The organism is Cellulomonas wangleii (assembly GCF_018388445.1).
In the GTDB taxonomy this organism is placed as follows: Bacteria; Actinomycetota; Actinomycetes; order Actinomycetales; family Cellulomonadaceae; genus Cellulomonas; species Cellulomonas wangleii.
This window is the reverse complement of the sequence record NZ_CP074405.1, coordinates 2,930,909-2,948,237: the sequence shown is the minus strand read 5'-3', so window position 1 is coordinate 2,948,237 and position 17,329 is coordinate 2,930,909. Positions and strand designations below refer to the sequence as shown.

Genomic DNA, 17,329 nt, shown 5'->3' with positions numbered 1-17,329 from the left:
CCGACCTCAGCCCGGTGCGTCGACCAGCCGGTAGCCCACGCCGCGGATGGTGTCGAAGTGCTCGGCACCGAGCTTGCGCCGCAGGTACCGCACGTAGACGTCGACGACGTTCGACCCGGGGTCGAAGTCGTACCCCCAGACCTCCGAGAGCAGGCGCTCGCGGGTGAGCACGTCACCCGGGTTGCGCATGAACGTCTCGGCGAGCGCGAACTCGCGGGCCGACAGGTCGACCTCGGTGTCCCCGACCCGCATCCGCCGGGTGCGCAGGTCGAGCTGCAGGCGGCCGTGGGCCAGCACGTTGCCCCGCGCCGGGGCCGCGGGCTGGCTGCGGAGCCGCAGGCGCACCCTCGCCAGGAGCTCCTCGAACCGGAACGGCTTGGCCATGTAGTCGTCCGCCCCGGACTCCAGGCCGGTGACCGTGTCGGTCACCGACGAGCGCGCGGTCAGGACGATCACGGGCACGGCGTACCCCTCGGCCCGCAGGAACCGCAGGACGTCGAAGCCGTCCATGTCACCCAGTCCCAGGTCGAGCACCAGCAGGTCCACCCCACCGGCCTCGACGTGCTCCAGCGCCGCCTCGCCCGTGAGGACGGCCGTGGCCTCGTACCCGTGGGCGCGCAGGCCCTTGGCGACGAAGGCGGCGATGCGCTCCTCGTCCTCGGCGATCAGGATGTGCGTCATCGGTGCGGCTCCACGAGCTCGAGGGACTCGGACCCGCCGTCGACGAGACCGACGGCGGGAAGGTCGAGGACGAACCCGACGCCGGGACCGGCGCCGGGGGGCGGGTGCTCCACGTAGACGCGCCCGCCGTGGGCGGCGGCGATCGCCGCGACGATGGGCAGCCCGAGCCCGGCGCCGTGCTGCACCCGGTCGGCCTGACCGCGGTGGAAGCGCTCGAAGATGCGGGCCTCCTCCTCGGGCGGCACGCCGGGACCCTCGTCGCGCACCCACACCAGCAGCCGGCCGTCCGCGACCTCGCTGCCCAGCCGGACCGTCGAGCCGGGTGCCGAGAACCGCACGGCGTTGGCCAGCAGCTGCAGCCACGCCTGCGTGACGCGCTGCGCGTCGACGTCCGCCACGACGTCCGCGCGGGCCACGACGACGAACCGCCGCTCACCCAGCCCTCGTGCCTTCTCGAGCACGTCGTCGGTGAGGCGGCCGACGTCCACCGGTGCGCGGCGCACGAAGTCGGGCCGGTCGACGGTCGCCAGCGTCACCAGGTCGTCGACCAGGCGCTGCATGCGGTCGAGCTCGTCGAGCGCGAGGGACTGCGTGGCGCGCACGTCGGACTCGTCGGCGGGGTCGAGCAGCTCGAGGTGTCCCCGGACGATCGTCAGGGGCGTCCGCAGCTCGTGCCCCACGTCGTCGAGCAGCTCGCGCTGCGACCCGAACGCGCGCTCGAGGCGCTGCAGCATCGAGTTCACGGAGGCCGCGAGGTCGGCGAGGTCGTCCTTGCCGGTGACCGTGATGCGCTCGGACAGGTCCGAGCCGGTGACCCGCCGCACCGTGTCGCGCAGCACCCGCACCGGGCGCAGCATGCGACCCACCACGAACCAGGCCACCAGCGACGTCACCGCCAGCGCCACGAGGCCGACGACGGAGTAGGTGAGGAAGATCCGCCAGACGCCCGCGGTCTGCGCCGTGCGGTCGGTGGCCACGACGAACGCACCCGTCGCCGCGGGGTCCGCGGCGAGCAGGACCGGGACGACCACGAGCCGGTACTCGGTGACCGACGTGCGCACGGTCCGGGGCGTGTCCGCGAGCGGGTCGTCGGGCGTGAGCGCCGCGAGCCACGCGAGCAGCTCCTCGTCCGTGTCGAGCCGGATCGCGCGCGTCTCGTCGGCCGGGCGCAGGTGGAACGTGCCGTCGACCACGGACAGCATGCCCTCGTGCTCGGCGGGCACCCGGGCCTCGACCGCGTCGCGCAGCAGCGACCGGACGGACGTCCACGGCACCCGGGTGCCGTCCGGCTGGGTCTCGCCCTCGGCCTGGCTCGTCCGCAGCGCGCTGACGGCCCGCGTCAGCGACTCGTCGATGCGGGCGTCGGTCGCGCGCAGCTGCAGCGCGAGCCCCGTGATCCCGGCGACCGTCATCGCGGCCGCGGTGAGCGCGACGACGGCGGTCATCAGCCGGCCGCGGACGGTGACGCGCGCACCGGTCGCCCGCAGGGCCTCCGAGGGCACGGCGAGGGTCCGCCCCGACGCCGGCCCGTTCCGCATGCGCTCAGTATGGTCGTGCGACAACCGGGGCAGAAGGGTCGTCCGGAGTCGTCCCGGCACGGCGCGTGACGACGGCTCACGGTGCGCCGGGAGGCGTCAGGGAGCGGGCAGGATGCCCCGTTCGAGGGCCACCGTGACCGCGCGCGTCCGGTCGTCGACGCCCAGCTTGGCGAACGCGCGCAGCAGGTGCGTCTTGACCGTGGCCTCGGCGATGAACAGCTCGCGGCCGACCGCGGCGTTGGACAGCCCCCGGGCGACGCCCGCCAGCACCTGCTGCTCACGCGCCGTCAGCCGCTCGGTGCGCTCGCCGCGCACCTGCCGGACGAGGCGCCCCGCGACGGACGGGGAGAGCGCGGACTCGCCCCGTGCGGCGGCACGCACGCCGGCGACGAGCTCGTCGCGCGGCGTGTCCTTGAGCAGGTACCCGGTCGCGCCCGCCTCGACGGCCCGCAGGATGTCGGTGTCCGTCTCGTACGTCGTGAGCACCAGCACGTGGACGCCGGGCAGCTCGGCGACGATCCGCGCCGTGGCCGCCACACCGTCGGTGCCGGGCATCCGCAGGTCCATGAGCACCAGGTCGGGCCGCAGCCGGTGCGCCAGCGCGAGCGCGGCGTCGCCGTCGCCCGCCTCGCCGACCACCGTGAGGTCGGGCTCGAGGTCGAGCAGGGCGGCGATGCCCGAGCGGACGACCGGGTGGTCGTCCGCGACGACGACACGGACGGTCACGGAACCACCTCAGCGTCCGTACGGAGCACCTCACGCACCTCGGGCGTCGTGGCCGCCGCGGGCGTGACGGGGACCAGCACGCGCACCCGCGTCCCGCCGTCGGGCGCGGCAGCGACGTCGAGCCGGCCGCCGGCAGCCTCGGCGCGTGCCCGCATGCCGCGCAGCCCGGTGCCCTCCGGCACGTCCGGGGGCACGCCACGTCCGTCGTCGACGACCTCGAGGACGGCCGCGCCGTCCGTCCGCGCCAGCCGCAGCTCCACCCGTGAGGCGCCCGCGTGCCGACGGACGTTCGCGAGCGACTCCTGCGCGGCGCGGAGCAGCACGACCTGGGCCTCCGGTCCGATCGCACCCCCTGCAACGTGGTGGTGCGTGTCGTCGACGACCTCGACCGCCGTCCCCGTCTCGGCGCCGAACCGCACCGCGATCCGGCGCAGCGCGCCGGTCAGGTCGCCGTCCTGCAGGTCCGGCGGTGTCCACGCGGCGACCAGGGCGCGGGCCTCGGCGAGGTTGTCGCGGGCGACGTCCTCGATGCGGGCCAGGCCGACGGCGGCCCGCCCGGCCTGCCCCCGCTCGAGCTCGACGCCCGCCGTCTGCGCGAGCATGACGACCGACGTGAACCCCTGCGCGAGCGTGTCGTGGATCTCCGCGGCGAGCCGCTCGCGCTCCGCGACGACGCCCGCCGCGTGGTGCGACGCCGCCAGGGCGTCCTGCGTCGCGCGCAGCTCGTCGAGCAGGAACGCGCGCACCTCGCTCTGCTCCGAGACCTGCGTGATCCACAGCCCCAGGACGACGGCGAACAGCAGTGCCACGGCGAACTGCGCGGCGATCTCCGCGATCCGGGGTCCCGTGGCCTCCACGCGCAGCACGGCGGCGACCGTGATCCCGGCCGTGAGTCCCCACGGACCACAGGACGCCGGCCACCCGGCGGCGGGAGAAGTACCAGATCTGGTGGAACGCCAGGAAGAGCAGTACGGAGCCGATGTCGCCGGTGGCGACCTGGACGACGATGACCACCACGAGCACGGCGAGGTACGTGTCCGCGAGCCGCGGGTCGCCGCGCTGGGCGGCCCGGCGCCCCAGGAGGACGTAGGCCAGGGCGAGCACCGCCATCGACGCCAGCGGCACGCGCGCGGCCGACGGGTCCGGTGCGCCGACCAGGACCGCGACGACGTACACCACGGTCATCCCCGCGAACACGAGGTCCCACATGCGCAGGGTGCGCTGCCAGAACCCGTGCCGCTCGACGGTGCCCGGCGTCGGCCCGGCGTCCGTGCTCATGTGCGCGACTCTGCCACGGCGTCCCCGTGCCGGTCGACGCCCCTCACCCGTCGTCCCGCCGGCGCCAGCGGAACGTCCGCACGCCCACGACCAGGCCGACGACCAGCCACGCGAGGAGCACCGCGGCCGTGGCACCGTGCTGCCACGTGCCGGACGGCTCGAGCACCGCCGCCTCGTCCGGCAGGAAGACCGACCGCATGCCCTGCGCGACCCACTTCAGCGGGAAGACCGACGCGACCTGCTGCATCCACGTCGGCAGCTCGTCGAACCGGAAGAACACCCCGCTGACGAACTGCAGCACCAGCACCACCGGGATCACCACCGGGCTCGCCGACCGCCCCGAGCGCGGCACCGAGGAGAACGCGACGCCGCAGACCGCGCCGGTGGCGGTGCCCAGCACCAGCACCCAGGCGAACGTCCACCACCGCCCGGCGTCGGTGGGCAGGGGGACGTCGAACACCACGGCGGCGACGGCGAGCAGGAGCGCTGTCTGCACGGCCGTGGAGAAGAGCACCTGCCCGGTCTTGCCGAGGAAGTACGCGGTGGCGGGCAGCGGCGTCGCGCGCAGCCGCTTGAGGGTCCCGTCGTCGCGCTCGGCGGCGATCGAGATGGCGAGGTTCTGGAAGCTCGAGAGCATGACGCCCGTGGCCACCATCCCGGGCAGGAAGTACTGCGGGAAGCGCACGCCGGAACCCGGGATCAGCTCCTCGTCGGACCCGAAGACGGTCGCGAAGATCGCGAGCATGAGGATCGGGTACGCGAACACGAACACGACGGCGTCGCGCTCGCGGAAGAAGCCGCGGACCTCGAAGACCGTGCGCGACCAGGCCAGGCGCGCGAGTCCGGGCAGCCCGGGTGCGGCGTGGGGGCGGGGCGCGACGGCGCCGTCCGGCGCGCCGGTGGTCGTCGTCATCGTGCCGCCTCCTCGTGGGGCGCGTCCGCGGTCCCGTGCTCACCGATGAGCCCGAGGTACACGTCCTCGAGCGTGGGCCGCAGCACCTGCAGGCCCGGGACCTCGCCGTCGGGACGGCCCAGACGCGACGCGAGCTGCGCGACGAGCGCGGTCGGGGTGTCCGTCGCCTCCTCGCGCGGGGCCCCGTCGACGGTCCACCGCACGCGTGCGCGTCGGGCCTGCCGTCCGCCCAGCTCCGCCGGGGCGCCCTGCGCCACGACGTGTCCCCGCGCCACGACGACGACGCGGTCGGCGAGCCGCTCGGCCTCCTCGAGGTAGTGCGTCGTCAGCAGGATCGTCGTGCCCTCGTCGCGCAGCGACTCGACCAGGTCCCAGAACTCGTGACGCGCCTGCGGGTCGAACCCCGTCGTCGGCTCGTCGAGGAACAGCAGCTCGGGGTCGCCGACGACGCCGAGCGCGACGTCCAGCCGGCGCCGCTGCCCGCCGGACAGCGCGCGGGTGCGCGTCGTGGCCTTCTCACGCAGGCCCACGGCGTCGATGACCTGCTCGGGGTCGCGCGGCGCGGGGTAGAAACCGGCCATGTGGTGCACGATCTCGCGGACCGTCGCCTCGGCGAGGTCGTGGTTGTCCTGCAGCACCACGCCGATCCGGGAGCGCCAGGCCCGCCCCGCGCGCGCGGGGTCGGCTCCCAGCACGCGCACGTGCCCTGCGTCGGCCCGCCGGAACCCCTCGAGGGTCTCGACCGTCGTCGTCTTGCCCGCGCCGTTGGGGCCCAGGACCGCCACGATCTCGCCGTGCTCCACGCGCAGGTCGAGCCCGTCGACCGCGCGCTTCTCGCCGTACCGCTTGTGCAGGCCCTCGACCAGCACGGCCGGGGCGTCCGTCGTCGCCATGGCACCAGTGTCCTGCGGGGGCCGGGCCGGTGGGGACGACCGCCCGGCCGTGCCCCGGGTCCACCGGTCGGTGGACCCGGCGCTCAGACCGCCTCGGCCAGCAGGCCCTGGACCCGCGTGACGCCCTCGACGAGGTCGTCGTCCCCCAGGGCGTACGACAGCCGCAGGTACCCGCTGGGGCCGAACGCCTCGCCCGGCACCACGGCGACCTCGACCTCGTCGAGGATCAGCGACGCGAGCTCGGCCGACGTGGTGGGCGTGACGCCGCGGATCGTGCGGCCCAGGAGGCCCTCGACCGACGGGTAGGCGTAGAACGCGCCCTGCGGCGCGGGGCACCGCACACCGTCGATCGTCGAGAGCATCTCGACCATCGTCCGGCGCCGGCGGTCGAAGGCCGCGCGCATCTGCTCGACGGCGGACAGGTCGCCGGTGAGCGCCGCGAGCGCCGCGCGCTGGGACACGTTGGCGACGTTGGACGTCAGGTGCGACTGCAGGTTGGTCGCGGCCTTGATGACGTCGGTGGGGCCGATCATCCAGCCGACGCGCCAGCCCGTCATGGCGTAGGTCTTGGCGACGCCGTTGAGGACGATCGTGGTGTCGGCGAGCTCGGGGACCGCCCGGACGATCGGCGTGAACACGGCGTCGTCGTAGGTGAGGTGCTCGTAGATCTCGTCGGTGATGACCCAGATGCCGTGCTCGAGCGCCCAGCGGCCGATCTCCGCGGTCTGCTCGGGGGAGTACACGGCGCCCGTGGGGTTGGACGGCGAGTTGAACAGCAGGGCCTTGGTGCGGGGCGTGCGCGCCGCCTCGAGCTGCTCGACGGTGACGAGGTAGCCCTGGTCGACGCCGGCCACCACCTCGACGGGCACGGCGCCCGTCAGTGCGATCGCCTCGGGGTACGTGGTCCAGTACGGGGCAGGCAGCAGCACCTCGTCGCCGGGGTCGAGGACCGCCGCGAACGCCTGGAAGACCGCCTGCTTCCCGCCGTTGGTGACCAGCACGTCCGAGGGCTTCACCTCGTAGCCCGAGTCGCGCAGCGTCTTGGCGGCGATGGCCTCGCGCAGCACGGGCAGGCCGGCTGCGGGGGAGTAGCGGTGGTTGACCGGGTCCTGCGCCGCGCGGACCGCCGCCTCGACGATGTAGTCGGGCGTCGGGAAGTCGGGCTCGCCGGCGCCGAAGCCGATCACGGGCCGGCCGGCGGCCTTGAGTGCCTTGGCCTTGGCGTCGACCGCCAGCGTCGCGGACTCCGCGATCGCGGCGATGCGCTCGGAGACCCGGGCGCGGGTGGACGTCGTCGTCGGTGCGCTGTGCTGGCTCACGGGCCCCATCCTCGCAGAGCCCGGCGGGTGCACGGCCAACGGATATCACGGGGTGGTACGCCGGTGCCCGGTGTCGTCCGTGCGGGTGACGTGCACCGGCCCGTGGGGCGTCGCCGAGCGGGGCCGGCGCGCGCGGCGCCGTCGGCGTCCCGGGACGGGTTCGACCCCGCGCCCGGCGTCGCGTACAGTGGTCCACCGGCGGTTGACGTCCGCCATGATCAAGCACGCCCGGAGCCGAGCCCCCAGCTCGGTGCACTGGTGCGCGGGGTCATGGTGACCAGGCCGTCGTAGGGCAGTGGCGCAATTGGTAGCGCAGCGGTCTCCAAAACCGCAGGTTGCAGGTTCGAGTCCTGTCTGCCCTGCGCACGCGGACCGGCCCGACCTCGGGATCCCCCGAGGTCCGGGTCGGCGTCGTGAGCAGGACCGCCGGTCGGTCCGGCGCGTCGCGTCGGTGAGCCCGTGCGTCCGCGAACCGCGGCGCCCGTCCGGGTGCCGCACGACGACGAGACAGGGGCCTGACGTGAGCGATACCGCTGCCGCCGCGGCGTCCGACGCCGAGGGCTCGGCCGCCAGCAGGAGCGAGCACGCGCCGCGTCGCGGTGAGGAGAAGCGCGGGTTCTTCGCGCGCATCGCCCTCTTCGTGCGCCAGGTCGTGGCCGAGCTCAAGAAGGTCGTCCGGCCCACGCGGCACGAGCTCGTCACCTACACGGGCGTCGTGCTCGTGTTCGTCACGGTCGTCATGCTCTTCGTCACGCTGATCGACCTGGGCATCGGGAAGCTGACGTTCTTGATCTTCGGGTGACGCCCGCCGGCCCCTGAGCCGGCGACCACCCCACCCGCGCGGGGCGAGCCGCGCACCGCCGGCGCGCACGCCGGCCCACCACGGAGAAAGCAGGTTGCACGTGTCGCAGGAGTCGCAGGAGCCCACGCCGGGCGCCGAGGCCGAGCTGGCGGACGCCCTGGCGTCGGTCGAGGCCGTCGAGGCGACCGCGGGTGACGAGGTCGACGACACGGAGGCCGGCGACGTCGCCGAGGAGACCACCGAGGACGACGCCGCCGACGCCGCCGACGACGACGCCGACGACGCCGACGACGCCGCGCCCGTCGCGGCGGACGACGAGATCGACCCCGACGAGGACCCGGTCGCCGCGTTCAAGGCCAAGCTGCGCCGGCTGCCCGGTGACTGGTACGTCATCCACTCCTACGCGGGCTACGAGAACCGGGTGAAGGCGAACCTCGAGTCGCGCACCCAGAGCCTCAACATGGAGGACTACATCCACCAGGTGGAGGTCCCCATGGAGGAGGTCGTCGAGATCAAGAACGCGCAGCGCAAGGTCGTCAAGCGCGTCCGGATCCCCGGCTACGTCCTCGTCCGCATGGACCTCACCGACGAGTCGTGGGGCGCCGTGCGCCACACGCCCGGCGTCACCGGGTTCGTCGGCCACACGCACCAGCCCGTGCCGCTGACGCTCGACGAGGTCTTCTCGATGCTCGCGCCGACCATCGAGTCCAAGATGCCCGCGCAGCAGTCGTCGAAGGCCGCCAGCACGCCGGTCGAGGTCGACTTCACGGTCGGCGAGTCCGTCACCGTCACCGACGGCGGCCCGTTCGACACGCTGCCCGCGACGATCTCCGAGATCAACCCCGAGAACCAGAAGCTCAAGGTCCTCGTCTCCCTCTTCGGCCGGGAGACCCCGGTCGAGCTGTCCTTCAGCCAGGTCTCGAAGATCTGACCTGCTGACCGCCCCGCGCCGCGGGGCTCTGCAACCGGGTCATCGCCCATGGCGTCGGCCCACGAGAAGGAACGGAAGGCATCATGCCCCCGAAGAAGAAGGTCACCGGCCTCATCAAGCTCCAGATCAACGCCGGCGCGGCGACCCCCGCGCCGCCGATCGGGCCCGCGCTCGGTCAGCACGGCGTGAACATCATGGAGTTCTGCAAGGCGTACAACGCGGCGACGGAGTCGCAGCGCGGCAACGTCATCCCCGTCGAGATCACGGTGTACGAGGACCGCTCGTTCACCTTCATCACGAAGACGCCGCCGGCCGCCGAGCTGATCAAGAAGGCCGCGGGCGTGGCCAAGGGCTCGCCGACGCCGCACACCGTCAAGGTGGCGACGCTGACGGCCGACCAGGTGCGCGAGATCGCCACCACCAAGCTCGAGGACCTCAACGCGAACGACCTGGCCGCGGCGGAGAAGATCATCGCCGGGACCGCGCGTTCCATGGGGATCAAGGTCGAGGGCTGACCCAGCCCCCGCACGACACGTCCGCCGGTGCGACCCGCACCGGCGGTCAGGTGGCAGGGCCCGTGTGCGGCCCGCATGACCACGACTGCTGACGAAGGAGAACAGGCAGATGCCCAAGCACAGCAAGGCGTACCGCGCCGCCGTCGAGAAGATCGAGGACGGCCGGATCTACGCCCCCCTGGAGGCCGTGCGCCTCGCCAAGGAGACGTCGACCACCAAGTACGACGCGACCGTCGAGGTCGCCTTCCGTCTCGGTGTCGACCCCCGCAAGGCCGACCAGATGGTCCGTGGCACGGTCAACCTGCCCCACGGCACCGGCAAGACGGCCCGCGTCATCGTGTTCGCCACCGGTGAGCGCGCCGAGCAGGCCCGCGCGGCCGGCGCCGACGAGGTCGGTGGCGACGAGCTCATCGCCAAGGTCGCGGACGGCTGGACGGACTTCGACTCCGCCGTCGCCACGCCGGACCTCATGGGCAAGGTCGGTCGCCTCGGCAAGGTCCTCGGACCCCGCGGCCTCATGCCGAACCCGAAGACCGGCACGGTGACGATGGACGTGGCCAAGGCCGTGTCCGACATCAAGGGCGGCAAGATCGAGTTCCGTGTCGACCGGCACGCGAACCTGCACTTCATCATCGGCAAGACCTCCTTCTCGGAGACCGCGCTGGTGGAGAACTACGCCGCCGCGCTCGACGAGATCCTGCGTCTGAAGCCGTCCGCGTCGAAGGGTCGCTACATCACCAAGGCGACGCTCTCGACCACGAACGGCCCCGGCATCCCGCTGGACCAGAGCAAGACGCGCAACCTCACGGAGGAGGACGCGGCCTGACGGTCGCGCCCACCGCGCGACGACGGCCCGGCACCCGCGAGGGTGCCGGGCCGTCGTGCGTCCGGGCCGGCGTCCCGTGCCCTGGCGGCAGCGCGACAGGGCCCGGTCCCCCCTGCGGACCGGGCCCTGCGCACGCACCGGCGAACCGGTGCGTCAGCCCCTCACCAGGGCAGCCATTCGGTCACGCACGTGCCGTCCGTGGTCTCGCAGACGAGGCGGACCGGCCCCTCGGTCCGGGCCTCGAGGCGGAAGTAGCCCACCTCGTCGGTCTCGACACCCCCGACGCCGCCGTCGGGTCGGCGCAGCTCGACGCGGCCGGGCCGCGCCGGGATCAGCTGACCCTCGATCAGCCCGTCGGTGAGCTCCACCTCGACCCCGACGCCGTCCCCCTCGAAGACGAGGGTCCGCGAGGGTCGGCCGGTGCGGTCGCGGACGCCCGACAGCCGGTCCTCGGCGCACGAGTCGTGGACGAGGGAGAGGAGCAGCAGGTCGGTCGCCAGCTCCTCGCGCAGCGCGAGCATGCCGCGGTGGGCGACGAACGCCGTCGACGCGGCGGAGGTGACGCGACGGAGCGTCTCCTCGGTCGCGACCGCGCGGGCGAGGTCGGCGGCGAGCACCTCGTCGTTCTCCCAGGCGTCCGCCGGTCGGGGCTGGGGGAGGCCCAGGTCATCCGAGTGCCAGGACATCGTGGCCTCCTTCACGTGCCACGACGCCGGCGGGCGTCGCGAGGTAGGTGCGGATGGCGTCCGTCCGGCGGAGCCGGGCGAGGCCGCGCTGCCGGGTCGGTCCGATCGACCCGACCGGGATGCCCAGGCGCGCGGACACGTCCTGGTAGCTGGGGGGCGGATCGGTCGACAGCATGAGCAGCAGGTCGCGCTGGTGCGCGGGCAGCTCGGCCAGGCCGGCGCGCAGGGCCGCGTGACGCTCGTCGCGCAGGAGGTCGCTGTCCGGTTCGGTGTCGTCCTGCGCGTCGAGACGCCCGGTCGTCGGGTCGACCGGGACGGACCGGCGGGAGAGGTTCGCGGTGCGGATGCACTCGTGCCGCGTCGCGGTCGCGATCCAGCCCGGCAGCGCCTCCGGCTCGCGCAGGTCACCGAGGTGCTCGAGGAGGTTGAGCCACACGGTCTGCGCGACGTCCTCGGCCTGCTGCGGGCTGAGACGGAACTGCCGGACCCGTGCCATCACGAGGTTCGCGTGCCGCCGGACGATCTCGGACCACGATCCCTCGTCGCCCACGAGGGCGCCCGCGACGAGCTGGGTCGCGGTCCGTTCGTCGTACGGTCCGCCCAGCTGTTGTCGGCTGCTCACGGCACGGCCCCCTCGCCTGTCGGATTTGTCCCGAAGGCCATCATGGCGCTCCGCGAGGCAGGTGCCCAGCACGTCAGGCTCCCGGCAGGATCTGCAGTGCCTTGCCGAAGCCGGCGACGGGCTTGCCGGCGGCGAGGAGCGCGTGGACCGCCCGGGGCCCGTCCACCCCCAGCTCGGTCATCGTCCGGGCGACCGCGCCCGACACCTGGGGTGCGGCGAACGACGTGCCGACCCAGCGCGCGAAGGAGCTGGGGCCGAAGTCCTTCGGGTCCGCGCCGAACGCCGGGTTCTGCCGTCCCTGGACGAACGTGGACAGCACGCCCTCGCCGACAGCGGAGAGGTCCACCCATGAGCCACGGCTCGACCAGGTCGTGGGGCGCAGGTCCGCGGTCAGACCGCCGACGGCGACGACCCGCCCGAACGCGGCGGGCCACGTGGGCGTGTCGTCGCCGTAGTTGCCCGCCGACGAGACGATGACGCTCTGCCAGCCCCGGTCGTCCTCGATCTCACGCACCACGTCGAGGGCCGCACCGAGCGGCAGCGACGGCTCGTCGAACAGCGTCTGCGTCCCCAGCGACAGGTTGACGACGTGCGCACCGTCGCGGACGGCCCGGATGAGCGCGCACGCGACGTCGAGCTCGCTGCCCGCGCCACCGGGCCCGACGGCCTTGTACACCCGGATCTCCGCCCCCGGTGCCACCTGGGCGACGATGCCCGCGACGAAGGTGCCGTGGCCGGCGTAGACGTCGAGGTAGCCATCGTGGGGCTCGGCGTCGAGCGGGTCGACGTTCGTCTCCGCGTCGTGGGTGGCGTCGTCGTCGGCGGCGACCCGACCCACGGCGGCGAGCCAGCCGTCCGCGCGGTCCTCCGCCGTGATCCCGGTGTCGATCACGGAGACGACGACACCGTCGCCGTGGCGGGGGCCGTCCTGCGCGTACTCCCCGAACGTCGCCACCTGCGGTGCGAAGGCCCCCGACGTGGGCTTCATGATCGGGCCCCCGCCCAGCGGGGTCACGTAGGACGGCGACACGGCGTGGCCGCGTGCCCGCAGCGAGCTCACCAGACCGCTCAGGCGGCGTGCGCGCCGTGGGTCGCGGGCGCGCAGCCGGACCACGCGTCCGGCGAGCTCGGGGTGGCCCAGGTCGACCTCCTCGACCCCGGCGGCCGTGGCCTCCGCGCGGATGTCCTGCCACGTCGAGGGCGCGACGAGGAGCTCCCCGACGACGGGGAAGACGTCCGACCCGTGGCGGTTGCGCACGACCTCCAGCTCCTCACCCCGCTGCGACCACCCGTCCTGGAGCCGCGCGACGACCGCGTCACGTCGTGCCCGCACGTCCGCGGTGCCCCCGCCCGGATCCAGGTCCGGCCTCAGCCCGGCCACGTAGTCGGGTGCCGGTCGAGCCGCCGCGCGGGAGGCGGGCGCGGCGACCCGCGCCGCCGGGCCGGTGCGGCCGGTGAGGCGGCCGTCGTACTCGTCACGGAACGGTCGACCGGCAGGTCGGTCGGGGAATCGCGTCACGTCGGGCTCCTCGTCCTCGGGGTGGGTCCAGCCCGAGGAGTGGGCGACGTGCCCCCGTGATACACCGTCGCCCTACCATCCGAGGGTGTCGCAGCAGACGCCGTCCGAGCCCGTCGGTGATGACGCGCGCGCCCGGCTGCTGCGCGACGCGCGGGCGCTGCGCTCCACGCTCGACACCGATCCGGACGCGGCTCGGGTGCAGGCGGCACGGGTCGTGGCCGGTGCACGCGCCCTCGGCGAGCCGGAGGCGCTGGCGTGGGGCCTGCGCGCGGTCGGGGTGGTCCACCGTCACGACGGCGACCCGGCGTCGGCCGAGCGCCTCCTGGGCGAGGCCGCGAGGGTCGCCCGACGTGCCCGGCTCGCGCCGGTCGAGGCGTGGGTGCTGGCCAGCCGGTCGGTCGCGCGGCTCGAGCTCGGCAGGACGGCGCAGGCGCGGGCCGACGCGCTCGCGGCGCTGTCCGTCGTCCAGCTGGTGGCCGGCGACCCGGTCCTGGAGGGGCTCGACGCACGGCTCCAGCTCCAGCTGGGCGTCATGGACCACAACGCGGGACGGCTCGTGCAGGCCGAGGAGCGCTACCGCGCCGTGGCCCGGCACGCGGTGGCCGGTGGGCCCGACGCGGTGCGGGCGGCCAACAACCTCGCGGTCGTCCTGGTCAGCAAGGCGCAGTACGCCGAGGCGGCGCGCTGGGTCCAGCTCGCCGTCGAGGGGGCCGCCCGGCTGGGCCCGGCGCTGCGGGCGTGGCCGTACCTGACGCGGGCGCTGATCGCGGTCCACACCGGCCGGCCCGCGGACGGGTTGCGCGACCTGGAGGCGGCGGCGCGCGCGTCGAGGGACGCCGGGCAGTCCCCGGTGGAGTACTACCTCGGGTACGCCGAGGCGATGCGGGAGCTGCGGCTGCTCCCCGAGGCGGCAGCGGCCGGGCGTCGCGCGATCGACGAGCTGACGGCGGCGGGCGCCGACCTGGTGGAGGTCGACGCACGGATCTCGCTGGCCGAGACGCTGCTCCTCGCCGGTGACCCGCACGGCGCGGCCGAGCACGCGCTCGCGGCAGGGGGCCGTGCGCGGCGTCAGCGGCGCCCCGGTGCCTACGACGTCGCCGTGCTCGTCGCGGTCCGGTCGCTCGCGCGGCTCGGTCGCGTCGGCGTCGCCGAGCTGGACTCGGTGCAGCGGGCCGCGACACGGCTGGCCAGGTCGGGCGAGCTGTCGGCGGCGGCGGAGGGCCACCTCGTGGGAGGACGGGTGGCTCTGGTGGTCGGCGCCCGGCGCCGTGCGGCGGCCCGGTTCGCCGCGGCGGCGCAGCTGGCGCGGGGCGGCCCGCTGTCGGTGCGTCTGCGTGGCCGGGTCGCGGCCGCGCTGGCGGCCCGCCTGCAGGGACAGGACGGCGAGCTGCTGGCGCAGTGCCGGGCGGGGCTGCGGGACCTCGCCCGTCACCGTGCGGCGCTGCCGACGATGGAGCTGCGGGCGCTCGCCTCCGGCCACGGGGCGGAGCTGGGCGAGATCGGGCTCGAGGTCGTGGTGCGCAGCGGCTCGCCGGCGGCGGTGCTGCGCTGGATGGAGCAGACCCGCGCGGCGGCACTGTGGCTGGAGGCGTCGACCGGTGAGGTCGAGTTGCCCCGGGGCGAGGTTCCCGTCCGCAGCGCGGAGGGGAACGGCCAGGCGTCCGCTCCGCAGGGGGCGCGGCGGCAGCGCACGGTCATCGTCGCGGACGACGAGGGCGCGGCCGACGTGCGGCGGTCCGCCTGGCTCGCGGACCCGGTGCGCGGTCCCGCGCGGCCCGTGCCCCGGGCCGGTGCCCTTCGCGGGGCGCTCGACGGCAGGCACCTCGTGGAGTACGGCCGCTACGCGGGCCGGCTCGTGGCCGTCGTGGTCGGCGAGGGCAGGACGCGGGTGGTCGACCTGGGCGCGGTCGAGTCGGACGTGACCGACGCCCTGCGGGCGCTGGTGTTCGCGCTGCGGAGGCTCGTCGACCCGAGCAGCGCGGCCGCGGCCGAGGCGGCGCGGACGAGCGCCGACCTGCGCCTGGTCGCGCTGCGCGCGATGCTCCTCGCCCCGTTGGCGCTGCCGCCGGACGCCGAGCTGGTGGTCGTCCCGGTGGGCCCGCTGCACGGCGTGCCCTGGTCCGCGCTGGTCGACGTGCCGGTCGCCGTCGCGCCGTCCGCGGCGGCGTGGCTGCGGACGACCGAGCGCGGCCGCGTCGCGGGGGCACCGACCGTGCTGGTCGCGGGCCCCGACCTGCGCGGGGCGCAGGACGAGGTGGAGGCGCTGCGCCGGCTGCACCGGGACGTGCGCGTGCTCGGGGCGCGGGACAGCCGCGCGGAGGACGTGGTCGCGGCGATCGCCGCGGCGGACCTGGCCCACCTCGCCTGCCACGGGTCCCTGCGCTCGGACAACCCCATGTTCTCGTCGGTCGTGCTGGCCGACGGTCCGGTCACGGTGCAGGAGCTGCACCGCGCGGGCGTGGCGCCGCGGCGGCTGGTGCTCGCGTCCTGCCACTCCGGCGCGGACGTGGCCTACGAGGGTGACGAGGTGCTCGGGCTGGTGTCGGCGATGCTCTCCCGCGGCTCCGCCGGCGTCGTCGCCTCGATCGCCGCGGTCCCGGACGTCGAGGTCGTCGACCTCATGCTGGCCCTGCACCGCCGGCTGGCGGCGGGGGAGACGATGGCGCGTGCCCTGCACGGGGCGCGGGGCGAGATCGACCGCCGGTCCCCGTCGGGCTTCGTCAACTGGTGCACCTTCACGGCGCACGGCGCCGCCTGACCCCCGGGTGCCGTCTGCCGGCGCCGCGATTTGGTCGCACCCCACCCGGTGCCGTAGTCTCGTGTGGCCCAAGACCGCCGGTCGTCGGTCCGCTCGTCGGACCGGCCGAAGCTCCGCGTGACGCGGGGGCCTGCGCAGGTGAGAGTTCAGATGCATGTGAGTGCCCGGCCGTGGCCTGAGAAGGTCCGTGCCGGCCCGCCGTGCCTTCGAGCCCCGCGCCTGCGCGGGGCTCTTGTCGTCTCACGGCAGCGAGGAAGACGACCGGTGGCACCACCATCGGAAGGAATGCCATGGCGAGGCCGGACAAGGCTGCCGCTGTCGCGGAGCTGACGGAGCGCTTCCGCGGCTCGAACGCGGCCGTGCTGACCGAGTACCGCGGGCTCACCGTCGCGCAGCTCAAGACCCTGCGCAAGGCGCTCAGCGGCAACGCGAACTACGCCGTGGTGAAGAACACGCTGACCGCGATCGCGGCCAAGGAAGCCGGCCTCGAGGGCCTCGACGACGCGCTCGAGGGCCCGTCGGCGATCGCCTTCGTCACCGGTGACCCGGTCGAGGCGGCCAAGGGACTGCGTGACTTCGCCAAGGCGAACCCTGCACTGGTCATCAAGGCGGGCGTCGTCGACGGCCGCCCCGTGACCGCTGCGGACATCACCAAGCTCGCGGACCTCGAGTCCCGCGAGGTCCTGCTGGCCAAGGCGGCCGGCGCGATGAAGGCCAAGCTCTACCAGGCCGCGTACCTGTTCACGGCTCCTGCCTCGCAGGCCGTGCGCACCGTCGAGGCCCTGCGCGCGAAGCAGGAGTCCGACGCCGCAGCCTGAGCCCGACGCTCCGGCCGCACGCTCTCGTAGCAAGCCCCAGCACCTCCCGCCGTCCGAGACCGGACGGCGGGTCCGAACGGAAGGAACCGCCACCATGGCGAAGCTCACCACCGACGAGCTCATCGACGCGTTCAAGGAGCTCACGCTCATCGAGCTGTCGGACTTCGTGAAGGCCTTCGAGGAGACCTTCGAGGTCACCGCCGCTGCCCCCGCCGCCGTGGCCGTCGCCGCGCCGGCCGGCGGTGGCGCCGACGCCCCGGCCGAGGAGGAGAAGGACTCGTTCGACGTCGTCCTCGAGGCCGCCGGTGACAAGAAGATCCAGGTCATCAAGGAGGTGCGCACGCTCACGAGCCTCGGCCTGAAGGAGGCCAAGGACCTCGTCGACGGCGCGCCGAAGCCGGTCCTGGAGGGTGTCAACAAGGAGACGGCCGAGAAGGCCAAGGCTGCCCTCGAGGGCGCCGGCGCCACGATCACCCTCAAGTGATCTGAGCCGGCCCTCGTGCC

At 74.5% G+C, this 17,329-nt stretch carries 17 protein-coding genes and 1 tRNA gene; 8 read left to right on the top strand and 10 right to left on the bottom strand.

Annotation, left to right across the window (positions count from 1 at the left end; translation table 11 throughout):
• Window positions 1–6: 6 nt before the first annotated feature.
• From KG103_RS13545 to KG103_RS13515, 7 genes are all read right to left on the bottom strand, one after another.
• On the bottom strand, window positions 7–681 hold the full coding sequence (locus tag KG103_RS13545; RefSeq protein ID WP_207339074.1) for a response regulator transcription factor: 675 nt from the start codon (window positions 679–681) through the stop codon (window positions 7–9).
• The gene (locus tag KG103_RS13540; RefSeq protein ID WP_207339073.1) at window positions 678–2,219 is read right to left on the bottom strand and encodes a sensor histidine kinase; all 1,542 of its coding nucleotides are present in this window, start codon (window positions 2,217–2,219) and stop codon (window positions 678–680) included. Before KG103_RS13540 ends, KG103_RS13545 begins: the two co-directional genes overlap by 4 nt.
• Window positions 2,220–2,315: 96 nt before the next feature.
• Window positions 2,316–2,945: a response regulator gene (locus tag KG103_RS13535; protein ID WP_207339072.1), complete on the bottom strand. Its 630-nt coding sequence runs from the start codon at window positions 2,943–2,945 to the stop codon at window positions 2,316–2,318.
• Window positions 2,942–3,811, bottom strand: coding sequence for a sensor histidine kinase (locus KG103_RS13530; RefSeq protein WP_207339071.1), 870 nt, complete (start codon window positions 3,809–3,811; stop codon window positions 2,942–2,944). The genes KG103_RS13535 and KG103_RS13530 overlap by 4 nt, the downstream gene beginning before the upstream one ends.
• A 455-nt stretch (window positions 3,812–4,266) precedes the next feature.
• Window positions 4,267–5,136: an ABC transporter permease gene (locus tag KG103_RS13525; protein WP_207339070.1), complete on the bottom strand. Its 870-nt coding sequence runs from the start codon at window positions 5,134–5,136 to the stop codon at window positions 4,267–4,269.
• A complete protein-coding gene (locus KG103_RS13520; RefSeq protein ID WP_207339069.1) occupies window positions 5,133–6,029 on the bottom strand; it encodes an ABC transporter ATP-binding protein in 897 nt (298 codons plus the stop codon). Before KG103_RS13520 ends, KG103_RS13525 begins: the two co-directional genes overlap by 4 nt.
• Window positions 6,030–6,112: 83 nt before the next feature.
• A complete protein-coding gene (locus KG103_RS13515; RefSeq protein ID WP_207339068.1) occupies window positions 6,113–7,357 on the bottom strand; it encodes a pyridoxal phosphate-dependent aminotransferase in 1,245 nt (414 codons plus the stop codon).
• Window positions 7,358–7,637: 280 nt separating this feature from the next.
• Here KG103_RS13515 and KG103_RS13510 point away from each other — a divergent pair.
• From KG103_RS13510 to rplA, 5 genes are all read left to right on the top strand, one after another.
• A tRNA-Trp gene (locus tag KG103_RS13510) sits at window positions 7,638–7,710 on the top strand.
• A 158-nt stretch (window positions 7,711–7,868) separates the two neighbouring features.
• Window positions 7,869–8,150 (top strand): preprotein translocase subunit SecE, encoded by a 282-nt coding sequence (secE, locus tag KG103_RS13505; protein WP_207339067.1) that lies wholly within the window; start codon window positions 7,869–7,871, stop codon window positions 8,148–8,150.
• 100 nt (window positions 8,151–8,250) lie between these two features.
• On the top strand, window positions 8,251–9,081 hold the full coding sequence (gene nusG / locus KG103_RS13500) for a transcription termination/antitermination protein NusG (protein WP_207339066.1): 831 nt from the start codon (window positions 8,251–8,253) through the stop codon (window positions 9,079–9,081).
• A gap of 83 nt (window positions 9,082–9,164) precedes the next feature.
• Entirely contained in the window at window positions 9,165–9,596 is a 432-nt protein-coding gene (gene rplK / locus KG103_RS13495; protein WP_089798414.1) for a 50S ribosomal protein L11, read from the top strand.
• 109 nt (window positions 9,597–9,705) lie between these two features.
• Window positions 9,706–10,422 (top strand): 50S ribosomal protein L1, encoded by a 717-nt coding sequence (rplA, locus tag KG103_RS13490; RefSeq protein ID WP_207339065.1) that lies wholly within the window; start codon window positions 9,706–9,708, stop codon window positions 10,420–10,422.
• Window positions 10,423–10,583: 161 nt separating this feature from the next.
• On the opposite strand, the gene KG103_RS13485 is transcribed toward rplA, so the two are convergent.
• From KG103_RS13485 to KG103_RS13475, 3 genes are all read right to left on the bottom strand, one after another.
• Window positions 10,584–11,108, bottom strand: coding sequence for a hypothetical protein (locus KG103_RS13485; protein WP_207339064.1), 525 nt, complete (start codon window positions 11,106–11,108; stop codon window positions 10,584–10,586).
• Complete coding sequence (locus KG103_RS13480; RefSeq protein WP_207339063.1) at window positions 11,089–11,730, bottom strand: RNA polymerase sigma factor; 642 nt, start codon at window positions 11,728–11,730, stop codon at window positions 11,089–11,091. Before KG103_RS13480 ends, KG103_RS13485 begins: the two co-directional genes overlap by 20 nt.
• Window positions 11,731–11,803: 73 nt before the next feature.
• Window positions 11,804–13,249 (bottom strand): S8 family peptidase, encoded by a 1,446-nt coding sequence (locus KG103_RS13475; RefSeq protein ID WP_207339062.1) that lies wholly within the window; start codon window positions 13,247–13,249, stop codon window positions 11,804–11,806.
• An 85-nt stretch (window positions 13,250–13,334) separates the two neighbouring features.
• On the opposite strand from KG103_RS13475, the gene KG103_RS13470 reads away from it, so the two are divergent.
• The 3 genes from KG103_RS13470 (at window position 13,335) to rplL (ending at window position 17,309) form a co-directional block, all read left to right on the top strand.
• Window positions 13,335–16,007, top strand: coding sequence for a CHAT domain-containing protein (locus KG103_RS13470; RefSeq protein ID WP_207339061.1), 2,673 nt, complete (start codon window positions 13,335–13,337; stop codon window positions 16,005–16,007).
• Between the two features lie 290 nt (window positions 16,008–16,297).
• Window positions 16,298–16,825, top strand: coding sequence for a 50S ribosomal protein L10 (gene rplJ / locus KG103_RS13465; protein WP_089798420.1), 528 nt, complete (start codon window positions 16,298–16,300; stop codon window positions 16,823–16,825).
• A gap of 94 nt (window positions 16,826–16,919) precedes the next feature.
• Window positions 16,920–17,309 (top strand): 50S ribosomal protein L7/L12, encoded by a 390-nt coding sequence (rplL, locus tag KG103_RS13460; protein WP_089798421.1) that lies wholly within the window; start codon window positions 16,920–16,922, stop codon window positions 17,307–17,309.
• Window positions 17,310–17,329: the final 20 nt, after the last annotated feature.